18 protein-coding genes are annotated in these 15,837 nt (G+C 72.6%); 10 read left to right on the forward strand and 8 right to left on the reverse strand.

Annotation, left to right across the window (positions count from 1 at the left end):
* The first annotated feature begins 38 nt into the window (after positions 1-38).
* The gene (locus Q5425_RS12805; RefSeq protein ID WP_308672401.1) at positions 39-668 is read left to right on the forward strand and encodes a hypothetical protein; all 630 of its coding nucleotides are present in this window, start codon (positions 39-41) and stop codon (positions 666-668) included.
* Here the strand turns inward: Q5425_RS12805 and Q5425_RS12810 are convergent.
* From Q5425_RS12810 to Q5425_RS12820, 3 genes are all read right to left on the reverse strand, one after another.
* Positions 587-1,222 carry a hypothetical protein gene (locus Q5425_RS12810; protein WP_308672402.1) on the reverse strand — a complete coding sequence of 212 codons (636 nt, stop codon included), beginning with the start codon at positions 1,220-1,222 and terminating at the stop codon, positions 587-589. The genes Q5425_RS12805 and Q5425_RS12810 overlap by 82 nt on opposite strands.
* 81 nt (positions 1,223-1,303) lie before the next feature.
* The gene (locus Q5425_RS12815; protein WP_308672403.1) at positions 1,304-1,711 is read right to left on the reverse strand and encodes a VOC family protein; all 408 of its coding nucleotides are present in this window, start codon (positions 1,709-1,711) and stop codon (positions 1,304-1,306) included.
* A gap of 81 nt (positions 1,712-1,792) precedes the next feature.
* The gene (locus Q5425_RS12820) at positions 1,793-2,347 is read right to left on the reverse strand and encodes a PspA-associated protein PspAB (protein WP_308672404.1); all 555 of its coding nucleotides are present in this window, start codon (positions 2,345-2,347) and stop codon (positions 1,793-1,795) included.
* A gap of 322 nt (positions 2,348-2,669) precedes the next feature.
* Here Q5425_RS12820 and Q5425_RS12825 point away from each other — a divergent pair, with 322 nt between their 5' ends.
* Genes Q5425_RS12825 through Q5425_RS12840 form a run of 4 tightly spaced genes read left to right on the forward strand, consistent with a single transcriptional unit; the run spans position 2,670 to position 6,845 of the window.
* Entirely contained in the window at positions 2,670-3,110 is a 441-nt protein-coding gene (locus Q5425_RS12825; RefSeq protein ID WP_308672405.1) for a MarR family transcriptional regulator, read from the forward strand.
* Positions 3,107-3,913: an ATP-binding cassette domain-containing protein gene (locus Q5425_RS12830; protein ID WP_308672406.1), complete on the forward strand. Its 807-nt coding sequence runs from the start codon at positions 3,107-3,109 to the stop codon at positions 3,911-3,913. Before Q5425_RS12825 ends, Q5425_RS12830 begins: the two co-directional genes overlap by 4 nt.
* A complete protein-coding gene (locus Q5425_RS12835; RefSeq protein WP_308672407.1) occupies positions 3,873-4,694 on the forward strand; it encodes an ABC transporter permease in 822 nt (273 codons plus the stop codon). The genes Q5425_RS12830 and Q5425_RS12835 overlap by 41 nt, the downstream gene beginning before the upstream one ends.
* Before the next feature lie 36 nt (positions 4,695-4,730).
* Entirely contained in the window at positions 4,731-6,845 is a 2,115-nt protein-coding gene (locus Q5425_RS12840; protein ID WP_308672408.1) for a transglycosylase domain-containing protein, read from the forward strand.
* 1 nt (position 6,846) lies between these two features.
* Here Q5425_RS12840 and Q5425_RS12845 read toward each other — a convergent pair whose 3' ends face one another.
* Positions 6,847-7,272: a nitroreductase/quinone reductase family protein gene (locus tag Q5425_RS12845; RefSeq protein WP_308672409.1), complete on the reverse strand. Its 426-nt coding sequence runs from the start codon at positions 7,270-7,272 to the stop codon at positions 6,847-6,849.
* Positions 7,273-7,422: 150 nt separating this feature from the next.
* Between Q5425_RS12845 and Q5425_RS12850 the strand changes: the two genes are divergently transcribed.
* Positions 7,423-7,830: a zinc-ribbon domain-containing protein gene (locus tag Q5425_RS12850; protein WP_308672410.1), complete on the forward strand. Its 408-nt coding sequence runs from the start codon at positions 7,423-7,425 to the stop codon at positions 7,828-7,830.
* A gap of 377 nt (positions 7,831-8,207) precedes the next feature.
* Here the strand turns inward: Q5425_RS12850 and Q5425_RS12855 are convergent, their stop codons facing one another.
* A complete protein-coding gene (locus Q5425_RS12855) occupies positions 8,208-8,420 on the reverse strand; it encodes a hypothetical protein (protein WP_308672411.1) in 213 nt (70 codons plus the stop codon).
* Between the two features lie 379 nt (positions 8,421-8,799).
* Between Q5425_RS12855 and Q5425_RS12860 the strand changes: the two genes are divergently transcribed.
* The 3 genes from Q5425_RS12860 (at position 8,800) to Q5425_RS12870 (ending at position 10,909) form a co-directional block, all read left to right on the forward strand.
* Positions 8,800-9,234: a single-stranded DNA-binding protein gene (locus Q5425_RS12860; protein WP_308672412.1), complete on the forward strand. Its 435-nt coding sequence runs from the start codon at positions 8,800-8,802 to the stop codon at positions 9,232-9,234.
* A gap of 172 nt (positions 9,235-9,406) precedes the next feature.
* Positions 9,407-9,697 carry a hypothetical protein gene (locus Q5425_RS12865; protein WP_308672413.1) on the forward strand — a complete coding sequence of 97 codons (291 nt, stop codon included), beginning with the start codon at positions 9,407-9,409 and terminating at the stop codon, positions 9,695-9,697.
* 213 nt (positions 9,698-9,910) lie between these two features.
* A complete protein-coding gene (locus tag Q5425_RS12870; protein ID WP_308672414.1) occupies positions 9,911-10,909 on the forward strand; it encodes a pirin family protein in 999 nt (332 codons plus the stop codon).
* Here the strand turns inward: Q5425_RS12870 and Q5425_RS12875 are convergent.
* Positions 10,835-11,728 carry an alpha/beta hydrolase gene (locus tag Q5425_RS12875; protein ID WP_308672415.1) on the reverse strand — a complete coding sequence of 298 codons (894 nt, stop codon included), beginning with the start codon at positions 11,726-11,728 and terminating at the stop codon, positions 10,835-10,837. The two genes, Q5425_RS12870 and Q5425_RS12875, sit on opposite strands and share 75 nt — an antisense overlap.
* A 281-nt stretch (positions 11,729-12,009) precedes the next feature.
* Complete coding sequence (locus Q5425_RS12880) at positions 12,010-12,684, reverse strand: GntR family transcriptional regulator (protein ID WP_308672416.1); 675 nt, start codon at positions 12,682-12,684, stop codon at positions 12,010-12,012.
* 2 nt (positions 12,685-12,686) lie between these two features.
* Here Q5425_RS12880 and Q5425_RS12885 point away from each other — a divergent pair, with 2 nt between their 5' ends.
* Entirely contained in the window at positions 12,687-14,345 is a 1,659-nt protein-coding gene (locus Q5425_RS12885; RefSeq protein ID WP_308672417.1) for a thiamine pyrophosphate-dependent enzyme, read from the forward strand.
* On the opposite strand, the gene Q5425_RS12890 is transcribed toward Q5425_RS12885, so the two are convergent.
* The gene (locus tag Q5425_RS12890; protein WP_308672418.1) at positions 14,342-15,727 is read right to left on the reverse strand and encodes a pyridoxal-dependent decarboxylase; all 1,386 of its coding nucleotides are present in this window, start codon (positions 15,725-15,727) and stop codon (positions 14,342-14,344) included. The genes Q5425_RS12885 and Q5425_RS12890 overlap by 4 nt on opposite strands.
* Between the last annotated feature and the right edge of the window lie 110 nt (positions 15,728-15,837).

Genomic DNA, 15,837 nt, shown 5'->3' on the forward strand with positions numbered 1-15,837 from the left:
GGCCGCCGCCACTCCCACATCCTGGGTAGGGTGCGCACGTGGGTTCCCAGGTCCCGGTGTGGATTCCGATCGTCGTCGCCCTCCTCGGCCTCGCCGGGGTCATCTTGACCCAGGTCCTTTCCGGACGGCGGGAGGCCCGGCGGATGCTCGAAGAGGCCGTCCGCGAGGAGCGCCGGTGGCAGCGCGAACGCGAAGCCCGGACCCACGAAACCCGCGCCGACGCCTACGCCCAGCTGATGGGGGTCCTGGAAGCGTTCGACGGCGTGCTCTTCCAGGCCCGGGCAGTCCTCGAAGGGGGCGGCGAACTCGACGAACCCCAGATCGCCGAGCTGCGCGCGGTGCGCAGCGAGACCCAGCACGCGCTCGGGCCGGTTGTGCTGCACGCGCCGGAGGCGGTCCGGCGGCTGGTCAGCGACGCCACGCTGCCGCGGATGCGCCTGGCCGCGATGCTGCTGGACCCCGACGACGACCACACCCGGCTCCGGCCCGCCTGGGACGCCGGCCAGCGCGGCTACCGCGTCATGCGCGCCCGGATGCGGGCCGACCTCGGGTTCGACGCGGAGCCGGTGGACGAGCTGTTCGGCGCTCAGCCGACCGTGGTCAGCTCGTCGTCGGAGAGCACATCGGACCCGGCCGAGACGACCAGCCTGCCGCCGTCGACCCGGTAGCGGTAGTCGCCGTTCACCGCGACGAAGCCGCCGCCCTCGGCCTGGGCCGGCAGCACGATGTGGGTGTCGTCGGAGGCCGCCTGCCCGCGGGCCTGCCCGTCGTAGAAGATCCGGCCGTCGGGGATCCGGCAGATGGTGATCAGCGACTTCGCGGTCTGTGCTACGAGCAGCGCGGTCCCCGTGCCGCCGGGCAAGTAGCGCGCGGCGTCCGGCGGGCACGGCTTCTCCGTCGCCGTCGCCGTTGCCGTCGACGTGGACGGCGTGCCGGGCGGGGTGACGGCGTTCGCGGTCGTCACCACGGTCTTCGTGGTCGGCAGCGCGGGCGTCGTGTAAGCGGGGAACGGTCCCGACGCGGACGGCGGGGGCTCCGGGTCCCCGGTGAACAGCAGCACCCCGCCCACGGCCACGCCGGCGACCACCATCAAGGTCAGCAGCACCCACAGCGCCCGCGCGCGGGCCCGGCCCGGGGCGAGGCCCGCGCAGGTGCCGCAACGCCGGGCGGCGGGATCGTTGACCGCGCCGCACTGCGCACACGTCCAGGGAAAACCCGCCATCGGGCCTCCTTCGGCCCGGCGCCACGCCACGCCGGTCCCTCCATCGTCACCGACGGGGGCACCGGCTGCAACGGCTCGTGGTCAGCCGTGCACGACGTTGACCATCCAGGGGATGCCGAACCGGTCGACGCAGGCACCGAATTCGTCGCCCCACATCTGCTTTTCGAACGGAACCGTGACGGTGCCGCCGTCGCTCAGCTTTTCCCAGTAGCCGCGCAGGTCGTCGGCGTCGTCCCCGCTGAGGCTCACCGAGATGTTCGTGCCGGGGTTGTGCTCCATCCCGGCCGGCGTGTCCGACGCCATCAGGGTGAAGCCGTTCCCGGCCTCCAGCTGGGCGTGCATGACCTTGTCCGCGTCCGCTCCTTCGGGAGAACCGAATTCCCCGAACGTGTTCAGCGTGAGCGTGCCGCCGAAGACACCCTTGTAGAACTCCATGGCCTGCCGCGCGTCGTCGCGGAAGCTCAGGTACGGGTTGAGACGAGAAGCCACGGTCATCTCCTTCGATCGGGCGAGAGCAGCATCCTCGCAGACCGCCCGGCCTGCGCCAATCGGCGGATTTTCAGGGACGGCTCAGCGCACGAACCGCCGCTGCGCGACGGGTTCCAGCGGCAGCGCGCCGCGCAACGCGGCCCGGGCGCGCAGTTCCAGTGCCTGGTCCAGCGGCCGGGCGCCGGGTGCGGCGGTGTGGAACGTGCCGCGGTCGAACAGGTACACCAGCGCGAGCTTCCCTTCGCGGCGCCCGGCCGGCTCGGCGAACTCGACGGTCGCGAACCGCAGGCAGCCGCCGTAACCCGCCCTGGCCAGCCGGTCCGCGACGTCCACCAGGTCGCCGGTCAGCACGCGCAGGTCGCGGTCGCGGCGCCAGCACCGGACCGTCGACCGGCCGTGGAGGTCCTGCGTCACCAGCGGGTGCACCGGCAGCCGCGCCGACGTCGCGGCGATCAGCTCCGCCGCGGTGCGGGCCAGCGCGTCCCCGTCCACTTTGAAGTCGACCGTGCCACCGCCGGTCGGCGTGAGGCCGAGCGCGGCGCGCATCCGCGGGGCGGCCGCGGCGAGGGTGTAGAGGGACTGCAGGTGCGGGCGGGAGGTCCAGCACCGGACGAGCTTGCTGTCCAGCAGGGTCACGAACGTTCCTATCCTGATCTCGAGAAGACCGCCGGACCGGGCGCACTGGCAGTGTCCACTGTGGACGTCAGGCGCGGGGACGCGGGGCCGGAAGGGACAGCATGCGCCCACCCCGGCGATTCCGGACCGCAGCCGCGCCGCCACGCGGCGAACGGCACCGGCCCGCCGCCGAACGGTCGCCGGTGAAACAGTTCGGCCGATCAGCGGTATCCCCCTCGTCTCGCGCGGCCCGGAGGAGGATCTTCCGCCCCGATTCCCCCGTTTCTCGCCAACCAGACATTTAGCGTTGCTAAAGACTCTGGCGCAGAGCTACTTTGGCGGCATGACCGATCTCGCCGACCGGCTGCTGGGCACCGTCCAGGGCATCCGCCGGGTGCTGCGCCGCCGGGTCCGCGCCGGCGTGCCGGGCACCCCGCTGCCCGGCGCCCAGGTCGAGCTCCTGCGTGTCGTCGCCGACCGGCCCGGCATCGGTGTCGCCGCGGCCGCGCGCGAGCTGCACCTGGCGAACAACTCGGTCAGCACGCTGGTGAACCAGCTCGCCGACGCCGGCTTGCTGCACCGCGAGGCCGATCCCGCCGACCGGCGCGCGGCCCGGCTGGAGATCACCGCGGCGGCCGCCGCCCGGATGGCGGCCTGGCGCCGCGCCCGGACCGGGCTCGTCGCCGATGCTCTCGCGGAACTGTCCGAAGAGGACACCACGGCGATCGAACAGGCGTTGCCGGCACTGGAGAAACTCCTGGGCATCCTGAAGGAGCAGCCATGACCGAACCCCCGGCGGTGCGCTGCACCGGCCTCAGCCACTCGTTCGGCACCACCCGCGCGGTGGACGGCGTCGACCTCGAGATCCACCCGGGCGAGGTGTTCGGCCTGCTCGGCCCGAACGGCGCCGGCAAGACCACCACCCTCCGGATGATCACCACGCTGCTGCCCACCGGCCCGGACCGCATCACGGTCTTCGGCGTCGACGTCGCGCGCCGCCGGATGGCCGTCCGCCGGCTGATCGGGTACGTCCCGCAGCAGCTGTCCGCCGACGGTGCCCTGACCGGCCGCGAGAACGTGGCGCTGTTCGCGCGGCTCTTCGACGTGCCTCGCCGCGGACGGGCCGGACAGGTGCGGCTGGCACTGGAGCTGGTCGGGCTGGCCGACGACGCCGACCGCACGGTCAAGACGTACTCCGGGGGCATGATCCGCCGGCTCGAGCTCGCCCAGGCCCTGGTCAGTGCGCCGCGGCTGCTCATCCTCGACGAGCCGACGATCGGGCTCGACCCGGTCGCGCGGTCGTCGGTGTGGGACCGCATCGGCTCGATCCGCGCGGCGACCGGGATGACCGTGCTCGTCACCACGCACTACATGGACGAAGCCGAGCAGTACTGCGACCGCGTCGCCCTGATGCACACCGGCCGGATCCGGGCGCTGGGCACCCCGGCCGAGCTGGAGGCCGGTCTCGGCCCGGAGTCCACTTTGGACGACGTGTTCCGCGCGGTGACCGGCAACCGCCTGGAAAGCGGCGAAGGAGGGATCCGCGGTGTCCGTGCCACTCGCCGTACCGCCCGCCGCCTCGGCTGACCCCGGCCCGCTGCGCCGGCTGCGCGTGCTCGGTGCCCGCGTCGGCGCGATGTGCCTGGTGGAACTGCAGAAGCTGCGCCGCGACCAGACGGAACTGCTGACCCGGGCGATCCAGCCCGCGCTGTGGCTGCTGATCTTCGGGGAGACGTTCACCCGGCTGCGCGCCATCCCGACCGGCTCGACACCGTACCTCGACTACCTGGCGCCGGGCATCCTCGCCCAGTCGGCGCTGTTCATCGCGATCTTCTACGGCATCCAGATCATCTGGGAGCGGGACGCCGGCGTGCTCGCCAAGCTCCTGGTGACCCCGACCCCGCGCGCGGCGCTCGTCGCCGGCAAGGCGTTCGCCGCCGGGGTCCGCGCGCTCGTCCAAGCGCTGATGGTGCTGGTGCTGGCCGCGATCCTCGGCGTCGAGCTGACCGCGAACCCGCTGAAGCTGCTGGCGATGGCCGTCGTCCTCGTGCTCGGCTCGGCGTTCTTCTGCTGCCTGTCCATCGTGATCGCCGGGATCGTGCTGTCGCGGGAACGGCTGATGGGCATCGGGCAGGCGATCACGATGCCGCTGTTCTTCGGCTCGAACGCGCTCTACCCGGTGGACCTGATGCCGTCGTGGCTGAAGGTGCTCAGCCACGTCAACCCGCTGAGCTACCAGGTGGACGCGCTGCGCGGCCTGCTGATCGGGACCCCCGCGCACCTCGGGACCGACTTCGCCGTGCTGGCCGCGGCGACGGTGGTGGCCGTTTCGGTCGCCTCGGCACTGCTCGGCAGGTTGGCCCGGTGAGGCACATCTCTCACCGAACGGAAGCTTTATCGCCCGATGCCTAATCTCGCATTTGTGAAACGTCGCCAGGGTGTGGTCCTTTTTGCCGGGTTGTGTGTGCTCGCCGGAATTTTGGTGGCCGGAACGGTGGCGCCCGCCGCCATCGGGGCAGGCCTGCTGTCGAATCAGGTCAGCGATTCGGTGGACGCCATTTCCGCCCGGCTCGCCGCGGCCGACCTGCCGCTGACCACGACGGTGACCGACCGCGACGGCACCCCCATCGCGACGCTCTACGCGCAGTACCGCCTGCCGGTCACCGCGGCCGGGATCGCGACCACGATGAAGGCGGCGATCATCGCGATCGAGGACCGCCGGTTCTACACCGAAGGCGGCGTCGACCTGCAGGGGATGCTCCGCGCGGCGGTCAACGACAGCGCCGGCGGCGCGCTGCAGGGCGCGTCGACGATCACGCAGCAGGACGTCAAGAACTACCTCATCAACGTCGTCGACCGGACCGACCCGGCGGCCCAGCAGGCCGACCGCGAGGACTCGCTCGCCCGCAAGCTGCGGGAAGCGAAAATGGCCGTCGAGCTCAACAACACCATGAGCAAGGACGACATTCTGGCCAACTACCTCAACGTGGTCGAATTCAGCGGAACCGTGTACGGGGTCGGCGCGGCGGCAAAGGCGTATTTCGGGACGACGGCGGACAAACTGACCGTGCCGCAGGCCGCGTTGCTCGCCGGAATGGTGAACAACCCCACCGTCTACAACCCGTACACGCACCCGGGCAAAGCACTCCAGCGGCGCAACCTCGTCATCGACGACCTGGTCACCAACGGCTCGATCCCCGCCTCGTACGCGGCGACGGCGAAGGCGGCACCACTCGGCCTGCTGCCGGACGGCCCCGTCACGCCGTCCGGCTCCTGCCTGGGCGCGGCGCCGGACGCGGGGTTCTTCTGCGCCTACGCGGAAAGCTACCTGGTGCACGCCGGGTTCACCGCGGACCGGCTGGCCACCGGCGGTTACACGGTCAAAACCACCCTCGACCCGCGCGTTTCGCAGGTGACCAAGGACGCCGTCGACACGAACGTGCCGACCACGCAGGACGGGGTGGCCAACACCTTCGCCGTCGTCCAGCCGGGCCAGGACGGGCACCAGGTGCTCGCCATGGTCGCCAACCGCGACTACGGCACCGACCCGGACCGGGGCGAGACGTCGACCGACATCGTCGCCGACACGAGCAACGAGTTCGGCGCCGGTTCGTCGTTCAAGATCTTCACCTCGGCCGCGGCGCTCGTCTCCGGCAAGGCGGGCCTGGACACGCCTCTGCCCAACCCGGACAGCCAGTGCTTCCCGGGGCCGGACGCGCATTCGTCCTGTTACACCGTCCACAACGACGGCCACTACGCGGACCCGATCACCCTCGCCGACGGGCTGGCGACGTCGCCGAACGTCGCGTTCGTGGGGCTCGAGAGCCAGGTCGGGATGCCCGCCGTGCTCGACATGGCGGACAAGCTCGGGCTGCGGAACACCCTGGCGACCAACGACGCCGGCCGCACGCCGGACCCGGAGTCGGGCAATCCGCAGTACAGCGAGCCGCAGTCGCAGTACTTCCGGAACCTGCTGTCGTTCACCCTCGGCAACAGCCCGGTGAGCCCGCTGGAGATGGCGAACGTCTCGGCGACGCTGATGAGCGGCGGCGTGTGGTGCCCGCCGAACCCGATCCTGTCGGTGACCGACCGGAACGGCAACGCGGTGCCGGTCCGGCAGCAGGCGTGCGAGCGGGTGATCCCGGCGGGCGTGGCGGACACGCTGGAAGCGGGGCTGAGCAAGGACACCACGAGCGGCACGTCCGCCCAGGCGGCCCACGCGGCCGGCTGGACCCGGCCCGACATCGGCAAGACGGGCACCACCCAGCTGAGCGAATCGGTGGCGTTCGTCGGCGGTGTCGACGACTACGCGGTGTCGTCGATGGTCTTCGCCGACGGGCCGCACCCGCGCGAGATCTGCCCGGGCACCCCGGTGCACCTGGGCAGCTGCGGCCACGGCGCGTTCGGCGGCACGGTCGCCGCGCCGCCGTACTTCCACGCCATGAGCCAGTTGCTGGCCGGGGTCCCGGACCGGCCGATCCCCGCGCCGGACCCGGCGTACCTGGCGGCGCGGTCGTGAACTACCGCGGTTCGAGGAAGACGAGCGGGATCTCGCGCTCGGTCTTCGTCTGGTACTGCGCGTAGTTCTTGAACTCGGCGGTGATCTTCGGCCACAGCCGCGCCCGTTCGTTCGCGTCGGCGATCCGGGCACGCATCGGCCGCTTCGGCCCGCCCTTCAGCGAGACCTCGACGTCGGGGTGGTCGCGCAGGTTGAGGAACCACGCGGGGTGCGTGTCGTCGCCACCCCGCGACGCCACGACGACCACGGCGTCACCCTCCTGGTGGGGCGAGGTCAGCAGCACCGACCGCGGCTGCCCGCTCTTGCGGCCGACGGTGGTGAGTTCCAGGACGGGCATGGCGGCCTGCCAGCCCACCCGTCCACCCGTGAGCTTGATCAGGCCGCGGTGCACGGCATTCATCGTCTTCAAGGCGAAGTCGCTCGGCATGATCCCAATCTAGCCCCGGTGCGGCCGGGTACGAGTCGAATGTCCCGTTTGCCGCTTGCCGGCCGGGACGAGTTCCCGGAAACCGCCCCGCCGAGCGGCAACGGTGTGCAAGGCTGCGCGGCGAACGAAGGACCGGAAGAGAGAAGACCGATGCTGATCTGGGGCTGGCGTACCCGCATCTACGTGCTGGCGATGACGACTTTCCTGTGCGGCCGCTGCGGCAACCCCGCTTCGCACGCGGTGCGCAAGGCGGTCACGAAGTTCACGCTGTTCTTCATCCCGTTGTTCCCGATCAGCGTCAAGTACACCGCGCAGTGCACGTTCTGCGGGATCGAGAACCGCATCCCGAAGGAGGACGCCCTCCGCTTGCAGCAGCAGGACGAGCAGGGCCAGGCCCCCCAGGCGGCGACGGGCTACCCGCCGCACCCGTCCCAGCCGGTCCACCCGTCCCAGCCGGCTCCGCAACCGGGGTTCCAGCAGCCGCAGGGTTTTCCGCAGCACCCGTCCCAGCCGCAGGGGTTCCCGCAGCAGGGCCAGTTCCCGCACCAGGGCCAGTAGGAACCGACGAGCGCGGCGGTCCGGCGAGCGAGCCGGACCGCCGTCGCACCTTCCGGGCCAAGGCAGCTGGCGTGGGACGCCCGCCGCCGCGAACCCGCTTTTGGAGGCCCCCGAGCGCCCCAATGTGGCGTTCGGTGCGTCCAACGCACCCAATGTGGCGTTCGGTGCGTTGGACGCAACCAACGCCACATTGGGGCGCTCGGGGCGTTTTGTGCCGTGGGTGCTGTCGCGCCGCCTCGGCCGCCGCAGCCGCAATCCGCGCCTGACCGCTAAGCCCCCACCGCCGCGAACCCGGCAGCCCGCCGGCCAACCCGGACCGCCGTAGCGTGAACCGCCCGTAAACCGCTGCGAGCAAAGCAAGCTCGACCGCCACCCCCTCACATCGGTCCGCCCCACGCGCGCAACTCCCCTCCGGCCGCCCCGGCGAGCGCCACCGCATCACCGAGCCGCGAGCCGTCGCCGCCCACCAGCAGTTCCCGCAACGCCCGCGCGGCGGCCACCGCGTGCCCACCTAGCCGGGCCACCGCAGGCCGCGCGTCCGGCGGCACGGGTCCCCGCGCCTCGGCGCCCTCCCGCGCAAGACCACCCATCCGAGTGAGATCCGCGGCGGCGTGAACCGCGGCCACAACGGCCTTCACCTCCCCTCCCGCGGCGCGTGCAGGACCAGCAGCGCACCCGCCTGGTCCTCGCACGCGGCCCCGAGCCCGGCCACCGCAGCGGCGCACATCCGCCCAGCGTGAGGTCACTTTCCAGCACGCAACGCAGAGCGTGCTCGCGACGAGGTCGCCCAGGTCCCCGGCCGGTGGGCGAGCGTGGCCAGTTCCGTCTGAACCGCCGTCGGCATGGCCGCGCGAAACCAGCCCGGCCGGGTGCCGGCATCCCGTCGCCGGGCCCGGAATTGTCGGACCCCCGTGCTCTCCTCATCGGCGAGACCGGTGCACCCCGCACCCGGAGCAGAAGGAGAGCCCGATGGCAGGCGAAACGACGGTCACCGTGGTCGGCAACCTGACGACCGACCCCGAACTGCGGTTCACCGCCGCCGGCGCGGCGGTCGCGAACTTCACGGTCGCGAGCACCCCGCGGGTGTTCGACCGCGAGTCCGGCGCCTGGCGCGACGGCGACGCGATGTTCCTGCGCTGCAGCGTGTGGAAGCAATACGCGGAAAACGTCGCGGAGTCGCTGGTGCGCGGGGCTCGCGTCGTCGTCCACGGCCGGCTGAGACAGCGGTCGTACGAAACGAAGGAGGGTGAGAAGCGCACCGTGACGGAGCTGGAGGTCGACGAGGTCGGCCCGTCCCTGCGGTACGCCACGGCCAAGCTGACCAAGCTCAGCCGCGCGACGGGTGGCGAAGGGAGCAGTTCCTGGACCCCGGAACCGGTGGCGGCGGGCAGCCCGCCGTTCTGATCCCCATCCGTTCACGGCCGGCCTCCGAACGCCCGTCGACGGGGATTCGACCCGTGCTGGATCGCCTGCGGTGAGGATGAGGGGACGCTCCGGCCCGGCCTGCGGTCGAAATCCCGCCCACTGATTCGACGCAGGGGTAGACGAGGCCGAACCACGAGCGGGAGGGACCGACATGAACGGGAACGAGAAGACCGGCACACGGCCAGCACACCCGGCGGTCAACCACCGGATGCGTGCGATGCTCCGCGCAGTCGGCGCCGGCCGCGGCCGCGTCTCCTGCAGCAGCGAACCGGACCTCTTCATCGACGGCCTGTCGTGCGGCGACCAGTTCGCCGCGCACGCATTGGCCCACCAGGGACTGGTGCGCGCGGCCCGCCCGGGCCGCCCCGGTGAGCTGGTCCCGGCGATCCTGACCCCGGCAGGCCGGGCGATCATCGCCCCCGAACAAAGATCGGCCGCCTGACCCGGCGACCGGCCGATGTTTGACAACTCCACAACGCCGACCACCCGGCTGCACCGGCCCGGGGGCAGCGCCCGCCGAACGGGTGCCCAGCCGCACCAGTGCTTGGCCGCCCGCAACCGGACTCCGCTCCACCCGGGTCCACCGCGATCCCACCCGGCGGCCGTGACCCCGCCCACCCACGACCCGGCGGCAATCGCGACTACCGTGGCGGGCATGAGCAACACCGAGGCCGCTCCCGCCGAGCTCGCCTGTGGCGACCGGCCGGCGGCCACCGACCCCGACCGGCCGGCCGTCGAGGTCCTCACCCCGCGCGAGGTGCCGCTCGGTGGTCCCCGCGCGATGCGGGTCCGGCGCACCCTCCCCCAGCGGTCCCGGTCGCTGATCGGCGCGTGGTGCTTCGCCGACCACTACGGCCCGGACGAGGTCACCGGGCCCGGCGCAATGGACGTGGCCCCGCACCCGCACACCGGCCTGCAGACGGTGAGCTGGCTGTTCGAGGGCGAGATCGAGCACCGCGACAGCCTGGGCACGCACGCGATGGTCCGCCCCGGCGAGCTGAACCTGATGACCGGCGGGCACGGCATCTGCCACTCGGAAGTCTCGACCGCGGCCACCAAGACGCTGCACGGCGTCCAGCTCTGGGTGGCCCTGCCCGAGCGGCACCGCCACACCGCACGAGCCTTCGACCACTACGTCCCCTCGGTGAACCGGATCGAGGGCGCGGAAATCCGGGTGTTCCTCGGCTCGCTGGCCGGCCGGACATCCCCGATCCCGACGTTCACCCCGCTGCTGGGCGCGGAGGTCGTGCTGGGCCCGGACGCCCACATGTCCCTCGGCGTGGACCCCGGCTTCGAGCACGGCGTCCTGGTGGACACCGGCGACGTCGTGGTGGCCGGCACCCGCGTCCGCGCGGCGGAGCTGGGCTACGTCGGCACCGGCGTGCGCTCCCTGACCCTGAGCAACCGCGGCACCGTCCCCGCGCGCTTCCTGCTGCTGGGCGGCACCCCGTTCGACGAAGAGATCCTGATGTGGTGGAACTTCGTCGGCCGCACCCACGAGGAGATCGCCGAGTTCCGCGAAGCGTGGGAAGCCGGGTCGGATCAGTTCGGGAGTGTCGCGGGCTACGCGGGCATGCGGCTACCGGCACCGGCCTTGCCGGCCGTCCGCATCAAACCCCGCCGCAACCCCGGCCAGGAATCCGCCCACCGCTGACCCGAACGCGGGCGCGTCGTCCAGCCACGGGTAGTGCGCGGTCCCGGGCAGCACGACGGCGCGGCCGTCCGGGAACAGCCCGGCGAAGCGGCGGGCGACCGCCGGGCTGGCGATCCAGTCCAGTTCACCGGCGAGCACCAGCACCGGAGCGGTGACGGCCCCGAGCGCGGCACGGGTCGTCCCGGGCTCGAAGGCCCCGGCGGAGTTGTAGATCCGCGCGGCCGCCCCGTTGCGCTGGCCGCGTTCGCCGGCTTGGTGCCGCCGGGCGGCGTCGTCCCAGCGGCCGTAGTACAGCGGCGCGGCGGCGGCCCAGTCGGCGCTGGTCGCCGTCTTCGCGGCGATCGACCCGTAGGCGGCGGCCGCGGCGGCGAACCAGGGAGCACCCGCCCGCCGGGCGACGATCCGCTGCCGTTCCTCGGCCGGCAGTTCGAAGCCGACGGCCCGCGGGCTCGGCGCGATCAACGCGAGCCGTCGCAGGCGCTGCGGGTACCGCGCCGCGTAGAGCACGGCCAAGCTCGCCCCGGCCGAGTGCCCGAGCAGGTCGAGCCGGTCGAGGCCGAGGTGCTTGCGCAGCGCCTCGACGTCCTCGACCTGCCGGTCACACCGGTAGGTGCCGACGTCGGCGGGCGTCTCGGAATCCCCGGTTCCCCGCAGATCGAGGACGGCGGTGCGCCGCCACCCGCCCAGCCCGCCGAGATCCCCGAGATAGGCGCCGGCCCGCATCGGCCCACCGGGCAGGCACACCACCGGAGGCTCGGCCCCGGAACCGGAGAGGTGGAAGGAAAGCCCGGTTCCGTCCGGCGCGGAGAAGATCGGCACGCCCCGACCCTGGCATCCCCCGGCCGGCGGAACAAGCGCCGGCCGGCCATGGAAGCCCGGTGGGAGAAACGGCTCCCTACCGGGGCGAGGCTTACCGGCGGCCCACTTCGGATCACCGTGCCCTCGCACCGAGGGCACTGCAGCCCGCGCGCATTCACGCCACAGGGCCACCCCGCGCGAGCTCCCACTCAAGCGCGCCACTCATTGCTGCCGAAGCGAAGCCTGCCCTGCAGCACCGGGGGTTCCCCACTCCCGCGCAAGTTAGCCCCACAGCGCCCCGGTCACCGCTCCCGGGCGAGGTAAGCCTCCAGCGTCGCCATCCGGTGGCCCCGGGCGAACCGCTCGACCTCCTCCGGATCGCTCCCGCCCTCGATCAGCGCGAGCAACCGCTCGTGCTCCTCGACCGACTCCGGTGCCCGCCCCGGGACCGTCGTGAACGTGCTGTCGCGGACCGCGGCCAGGCGGGTCCAGCACCGCTGCACCAGGTCGACCAGGTTCGGGTTGGGGCAGGCGCTGAACAGCACCTCGTGGAACTCGGCGTTCAGCGCGGTGAACGCCAGCGGGTCGAACTCGGCGAGGCTGCGGCGCATCCGGTCGTTGAGCTCGCGGGCGCGGGCCAGCGCGTCCGCCGTGAGCAGGGGCGCGGCCAGGCCGGTGGCCGCGCCCTCGACGATCGCCACCGTCTGCATCGCGTGCTGGTAGGCGGTGAGGTCGATGGCCACGACCCGGGCGCCGACGTTCCGCTCGAACTCGATCAGCTCCTCGGCCTCCAGCCGGCGCAGGGCTTCGCGGACCGGCACCGCGCTGACGTCGAGCTCGCGGCCGATCTGGTCGAGCACCAGCCGGTAGCCGGGGCCGTAACGCCCGGCGAGGATCCGGGCCTTGATCGTGTCGTAGGCCAGCTGCGACTTGGTGACCGGTCTTCCCGCGGACGCGCCAATCATGTAGGAAACCATATATGGTCCGCACTCAGGAGGCCGCGCCGATGCCGAGTTCCCCGCCGTTCCCGACCGCGGCCGACCTGATCGTCGACGGGCTGCGGGCCCACGGCGTGGACACCGTCTTCGGCCTGCCCGGGGTGCAGACCTACGACCTGTTCGACAGCCTCGCCCGCACGGACGGCGAGATCCGCGTGATCGGCGCGCGGCACGAGCAGACCGTCGCCTACATGGCGTTCGGGTACGCCCAGGCGACCGGCCGCACCGGCGTCTGCACCGTCGTGCCCGGCCCCGGCGTCCTCAACGCGTCGGCCGCGCTGCTGTCGGCGCACGGGGCGAGCGCGCCGGTGCTGTGCCTCACGAGCGAAATCCCGCGCGCCTACCTCGGCCGCGGCCTCGGGCACCTGCACGAGATGCCGGACCAGCTGGCGACGCTGCGCACGATCACGAAGTGGTCCGCGCTGGTCGAGCACCCGGCGGAGGTCCCGGACGCACTGGCGACGGCGTTCCGCGAAGCGGCGGGCGGGCGGCCGCGGCCGGTCGCGCTGGCGGTGCCGTGGGACGTGCTGGGGCTGCGCGCCCCGGCCGGAGCCGCCGGCCCGCTGCCGCTGCCCCGGCCGGCCGTCGACCCGGTCGCCGTCGAGAAAGCCGCCGAGCTCCTCGACGGCGCGAAGCACCCGATGATCATGGTGGGCGGCGGCGCCCGGCACGCCGCCGCCGAAGTCCGGGCGCTGGCCGAGCGGCTGCAGGCGCCGGTGGTGCCGTTCCGCGGCGGGCGCGGCATTGTGGGCGACGACCACCCGCTCGGCTTCACGTGCGTCTCGGGCTTCGAACGGTGGGCCGAGACCGACGTCGTGGTCGGCATCGGGTCGCGGATGGAGCTGTCCTGGTTCCGCTGGCCCGAGAAGCCCGCCGGCCTCAAGACGATCCTGCTCGACATCGATCCGCGGCAGGCGACCCGGCTCGAAGCGGACGTCGCGATCGTCGCCGACACCGCCGACGCCACGGCGGCGCTCACCGGCGCCGTGGGTCCACAACGGACGGACCGGACGGCGGAATTCACGGCGCTGAAAGCCACTGTGGCGGAGCGCTTCAGCGACGTCGGACCGGAGCTGGAGTACCTCCGCGCCATCCGGGACGTGCTTCCCCGCGACGGCTTCTTCGTCGAGGAGATCTGCCAGGTCGGCTTCGCGTCCTACTTCGGCTTCGAGGTCTACACCCCGCGCACGTTCGTCACCTGCGGCCACCAGGGCACGCTCGGCTTCGGCTACCCGACGGCCCTGGGCGTGCAGGCGGCCTTCCCCCGCCGGCCGGTGGTTTCGGTGGCCGGGGACGGCGGCTTCATGTTCGCCGCGCAGGAGCTCGCCACCGCCGTCCAATATGGACTCAACGTGGTGGCGGTGGTGTTCGACAACGGCAGCTACGGCAACGTCCACCTCGACCAGGAGCGGCTGTTCGAGGGCCGCGCGCTGGGCGGGCGGCTGCGGAACCCGGACTTCGCCCGCCTCGCCGAGACGTTCGGCGCGCTCGGTTTGACCGCGCGCACCCCGGACGACCTGCGCGGTGCGCTGGACAAGGCGTTCGCGGCGGGCCGGCCGGCGCTGGTGCACGTGCCGTGCGAGCTCGGCGTCGGCGCCTCGCCGTGGAAGTACCTGATGCCGAAATCGGACCGCAGCTAACCGGCGGCGAGGCGCTCCAGCACGGCGAAGACCCGGTCGACGTCCGCCGTGGTCGTCCGCCTGTTGCTGAAGGCGGCGCGCAACGCCGGACGGCCGTCGTACACCGTCGGTGTGAGGAACGTGGTCCCGTCCTCGGCGATGGCGCGCACGAGGGCGTCGATCCGGTCCTGCGTGACCTCGCCGGCCGGGGTGAAGCAGACGACGTTGAGCCGTACCGGCGCGAGCAGCTGCCAGCGGGGTGAGCCGTCGATCCGCGTGCCCAGGTCCCGGGCCAGCGAGACGCAGCGCTCGACGATCTCGCGGTGCCCGGCGCGGCCGTACGCCACGAGCGAGAACCAGGCCGGGAGCGCGCGCAGCCGCCGGGAGTTCTCCGGCGTGAGGTGCAGGAAGTCGGGGGTCTCCCCGATCTCGCCCAGGTAGGCCGCGTTGTTGCTGAAGACGCGCAGCTGCAGGTCGCGGCGGCGGGTGAACTGGACGGCCGAGTCGTAGGGCACGTTGAGCCACTTGTGCAGGTCGACGACCACCGAGTCGGCTTGCTCGAGGCCGGCGGTGAGCGCCGCGTGCTCCGGGGCCAGCGCGGCGAACCCGCCGAACGCGGCGTCGACGTGCAGCCAGAAGTCGTACCGCTGTTTGAGCGCGGCGATCGCCCGCAGGTCGTCGAAGTCGACGGTGTTGACGGTCCCCGCGTTCGCAACGACGATGGCCGGGCCGTCGAGCGTCTCGAGCGCTTCGGCGAGTTTCGCGACATCGACGGCTTCGCGGCCGGGGAGCACCGGCACCTTCCGCAGCGCGGAGCGGCCCATGCCGAGGAACGACAGGGCCTTCAGCACGCTCGAGTGCGGCGAACCGGACAGCACGGTGACGGGACCGAGCGCGGCGGCGCCTTCGGCGGAGACGCTCACCCCCGCCCGTTCGCCGAGCCACTCTCGGGCGATGGCCAGGCCGGTCACCGTGGACATGGTGGCCCCGGTGACGAACGCGCCGGAGAAGTCCGGCCCCAGCCCGAACAGTTCGGCCAGCCAGCCGACGGTCTCGCGTTCCAGGTCCTGGGCCGAGGAGTCCATCCCGCTGGCGGAATTCTGGTCGTAGGCCGCGGTGAGCCAGTCCCCGGCCAGCGAGGCCGGCGTCGCCCCACCGGTGACGAAGCCGAGGTACCGCGGGCCGGCGCCGGCGGCGAAGCCGGGTTCCCAGCGCCGCGCGAACTCCTCCAGCGCACCCCGCGCCCCGGTGCCATCGAGCGGCAGAGGAGCCGGCTCCACGGCCACGGGCGGAACGGCGGCCGCCCGCTCGCCCAGCCCGGCGAGCGCCTCACCCGCGAATTTGCTCGCGGCATCAAGAAGATCGGGCAGGGAGTTCAGATCATCGGCAAGCCTCGGGTCCATGCCCCGACGCTAGGCGCGCCAACGCCCGCCTGTCGCGGGCCAATCCCCCAAAACTGGCCCGTTCCCCCAGGCCGTGATGCCCGCCCAATCACGCGTGATGCCCCCGCAAT

Source organism: Amycolatopsis sp. A133 (assembly GCF_031082405.1).
In the GTDB taxonomy this organism is placed as follows: domain Bacteria; phylum Actinomycetota; class Actinomycetes; order Mycobacteriales; family Pseudonocardiaceae; genus Amycolatopsis.

What these genes read in the sequence shown, in the direction of transcription:
- Q5425_RS12810 (WP_308672402.1), bottom strand. Translation starts at nt 1,222, where the DNA reads ATGGCGGGTTTTCCCTGGACGTGTGCGCAGTGCGGCGCGGTCAACGAT.
- Q5425_RS12825 (WP_308672405.1), top strand. Translation starts at nt 2,670, where the DNA reads ATGACCGATCTCGCCGACCGGCTGCTGGGCACCGTCCAGGGCATCCGC.
- Q5425_RS12830 (WP_308672406.1), top strand. Translation starts at nt 3,107, where the DNA reads ATGACCGAACCCCCGGCGGTGCGCTGCACCGGCCTCAGCCACTCGTTC.
- Q5425_RS12840 (WP_308672408.1), top strand. Translation starts at nt 4,731, where the DNA reads ATGCCTAATCTCGCATTTGTGAAACGTCGCCAGGGTGTGGTCCTTTTT.
- Q5425_RS12845 (WP_308672409.1), bottom strand. Translation starts at nt 7,272, where the DNA reads ATGCCGAGCGACTTCGCCTTGAAGACGATGAATGCCGTGCACCGCGGC.
- Q5425_RS12850 (WP_308672410.1), top strand. Translation starts at nt 7,423, where the DNA reads ATGCTGATCTGGGGCTGGCGTACCCGCATCTACGTGCTGGCGATGACG.
- Q5425_RS12855 (WP_308672411.1), bottom strand. Translation starts at nt 8,420, where the DNA reads ATGGGTGGTCTTGCGCGGGAGGGCGCCGAGGCGCGGGGACCCGTGCCG.
- Q5425_RS12860 (WP_308672412.1), top strand. Translation starts at nt 8,800, where the DNA reads ATGGCAGGCGAAACGACGGTCACCGTGGTCGGCAACCTGACGACCGAC.
- Q5425_RS12865 (WP_308672413.1), top strand. Translation starts at nt 9,407, where the DNA reads ATGAACGGGAACGAGAAGACCGGCACACGGCCAGCACACCCGGCGGTC.
- Q5425_RS12870 (WP_308672414.1), top strand. Translation starts at nt 9,911, where the DNA reads ATGAGCAACACCGAGGCCGCTCCCGCCGAGCTCGCCTGTGGCGACCGG.
- Q5425_RS12880 (WP_308672416.1), bottom strand. Translation starts at nt 12,684, where the DNA reads ATGGTTTCCTACATGATTGGCGCGTCCGCGGGAAGACCGGTCACCAAG.
- Q5425_RS12885 (WP_308672417.1), top strand. Translation starts at nt 12,687, where the DNA reads ATGGTCCGCACTCAGGAGGCCGCGCCGATGCCGAGTTCCCCGCCGTTC.
- Q5425_RS12890 (WP_308672418.1), bottom strand. Translation starts at nt 15,727, where the DNA reads ATGGACCCGAGGCTTGCCGATGATCTGAACTCCCTGCCCGATCTTCTT.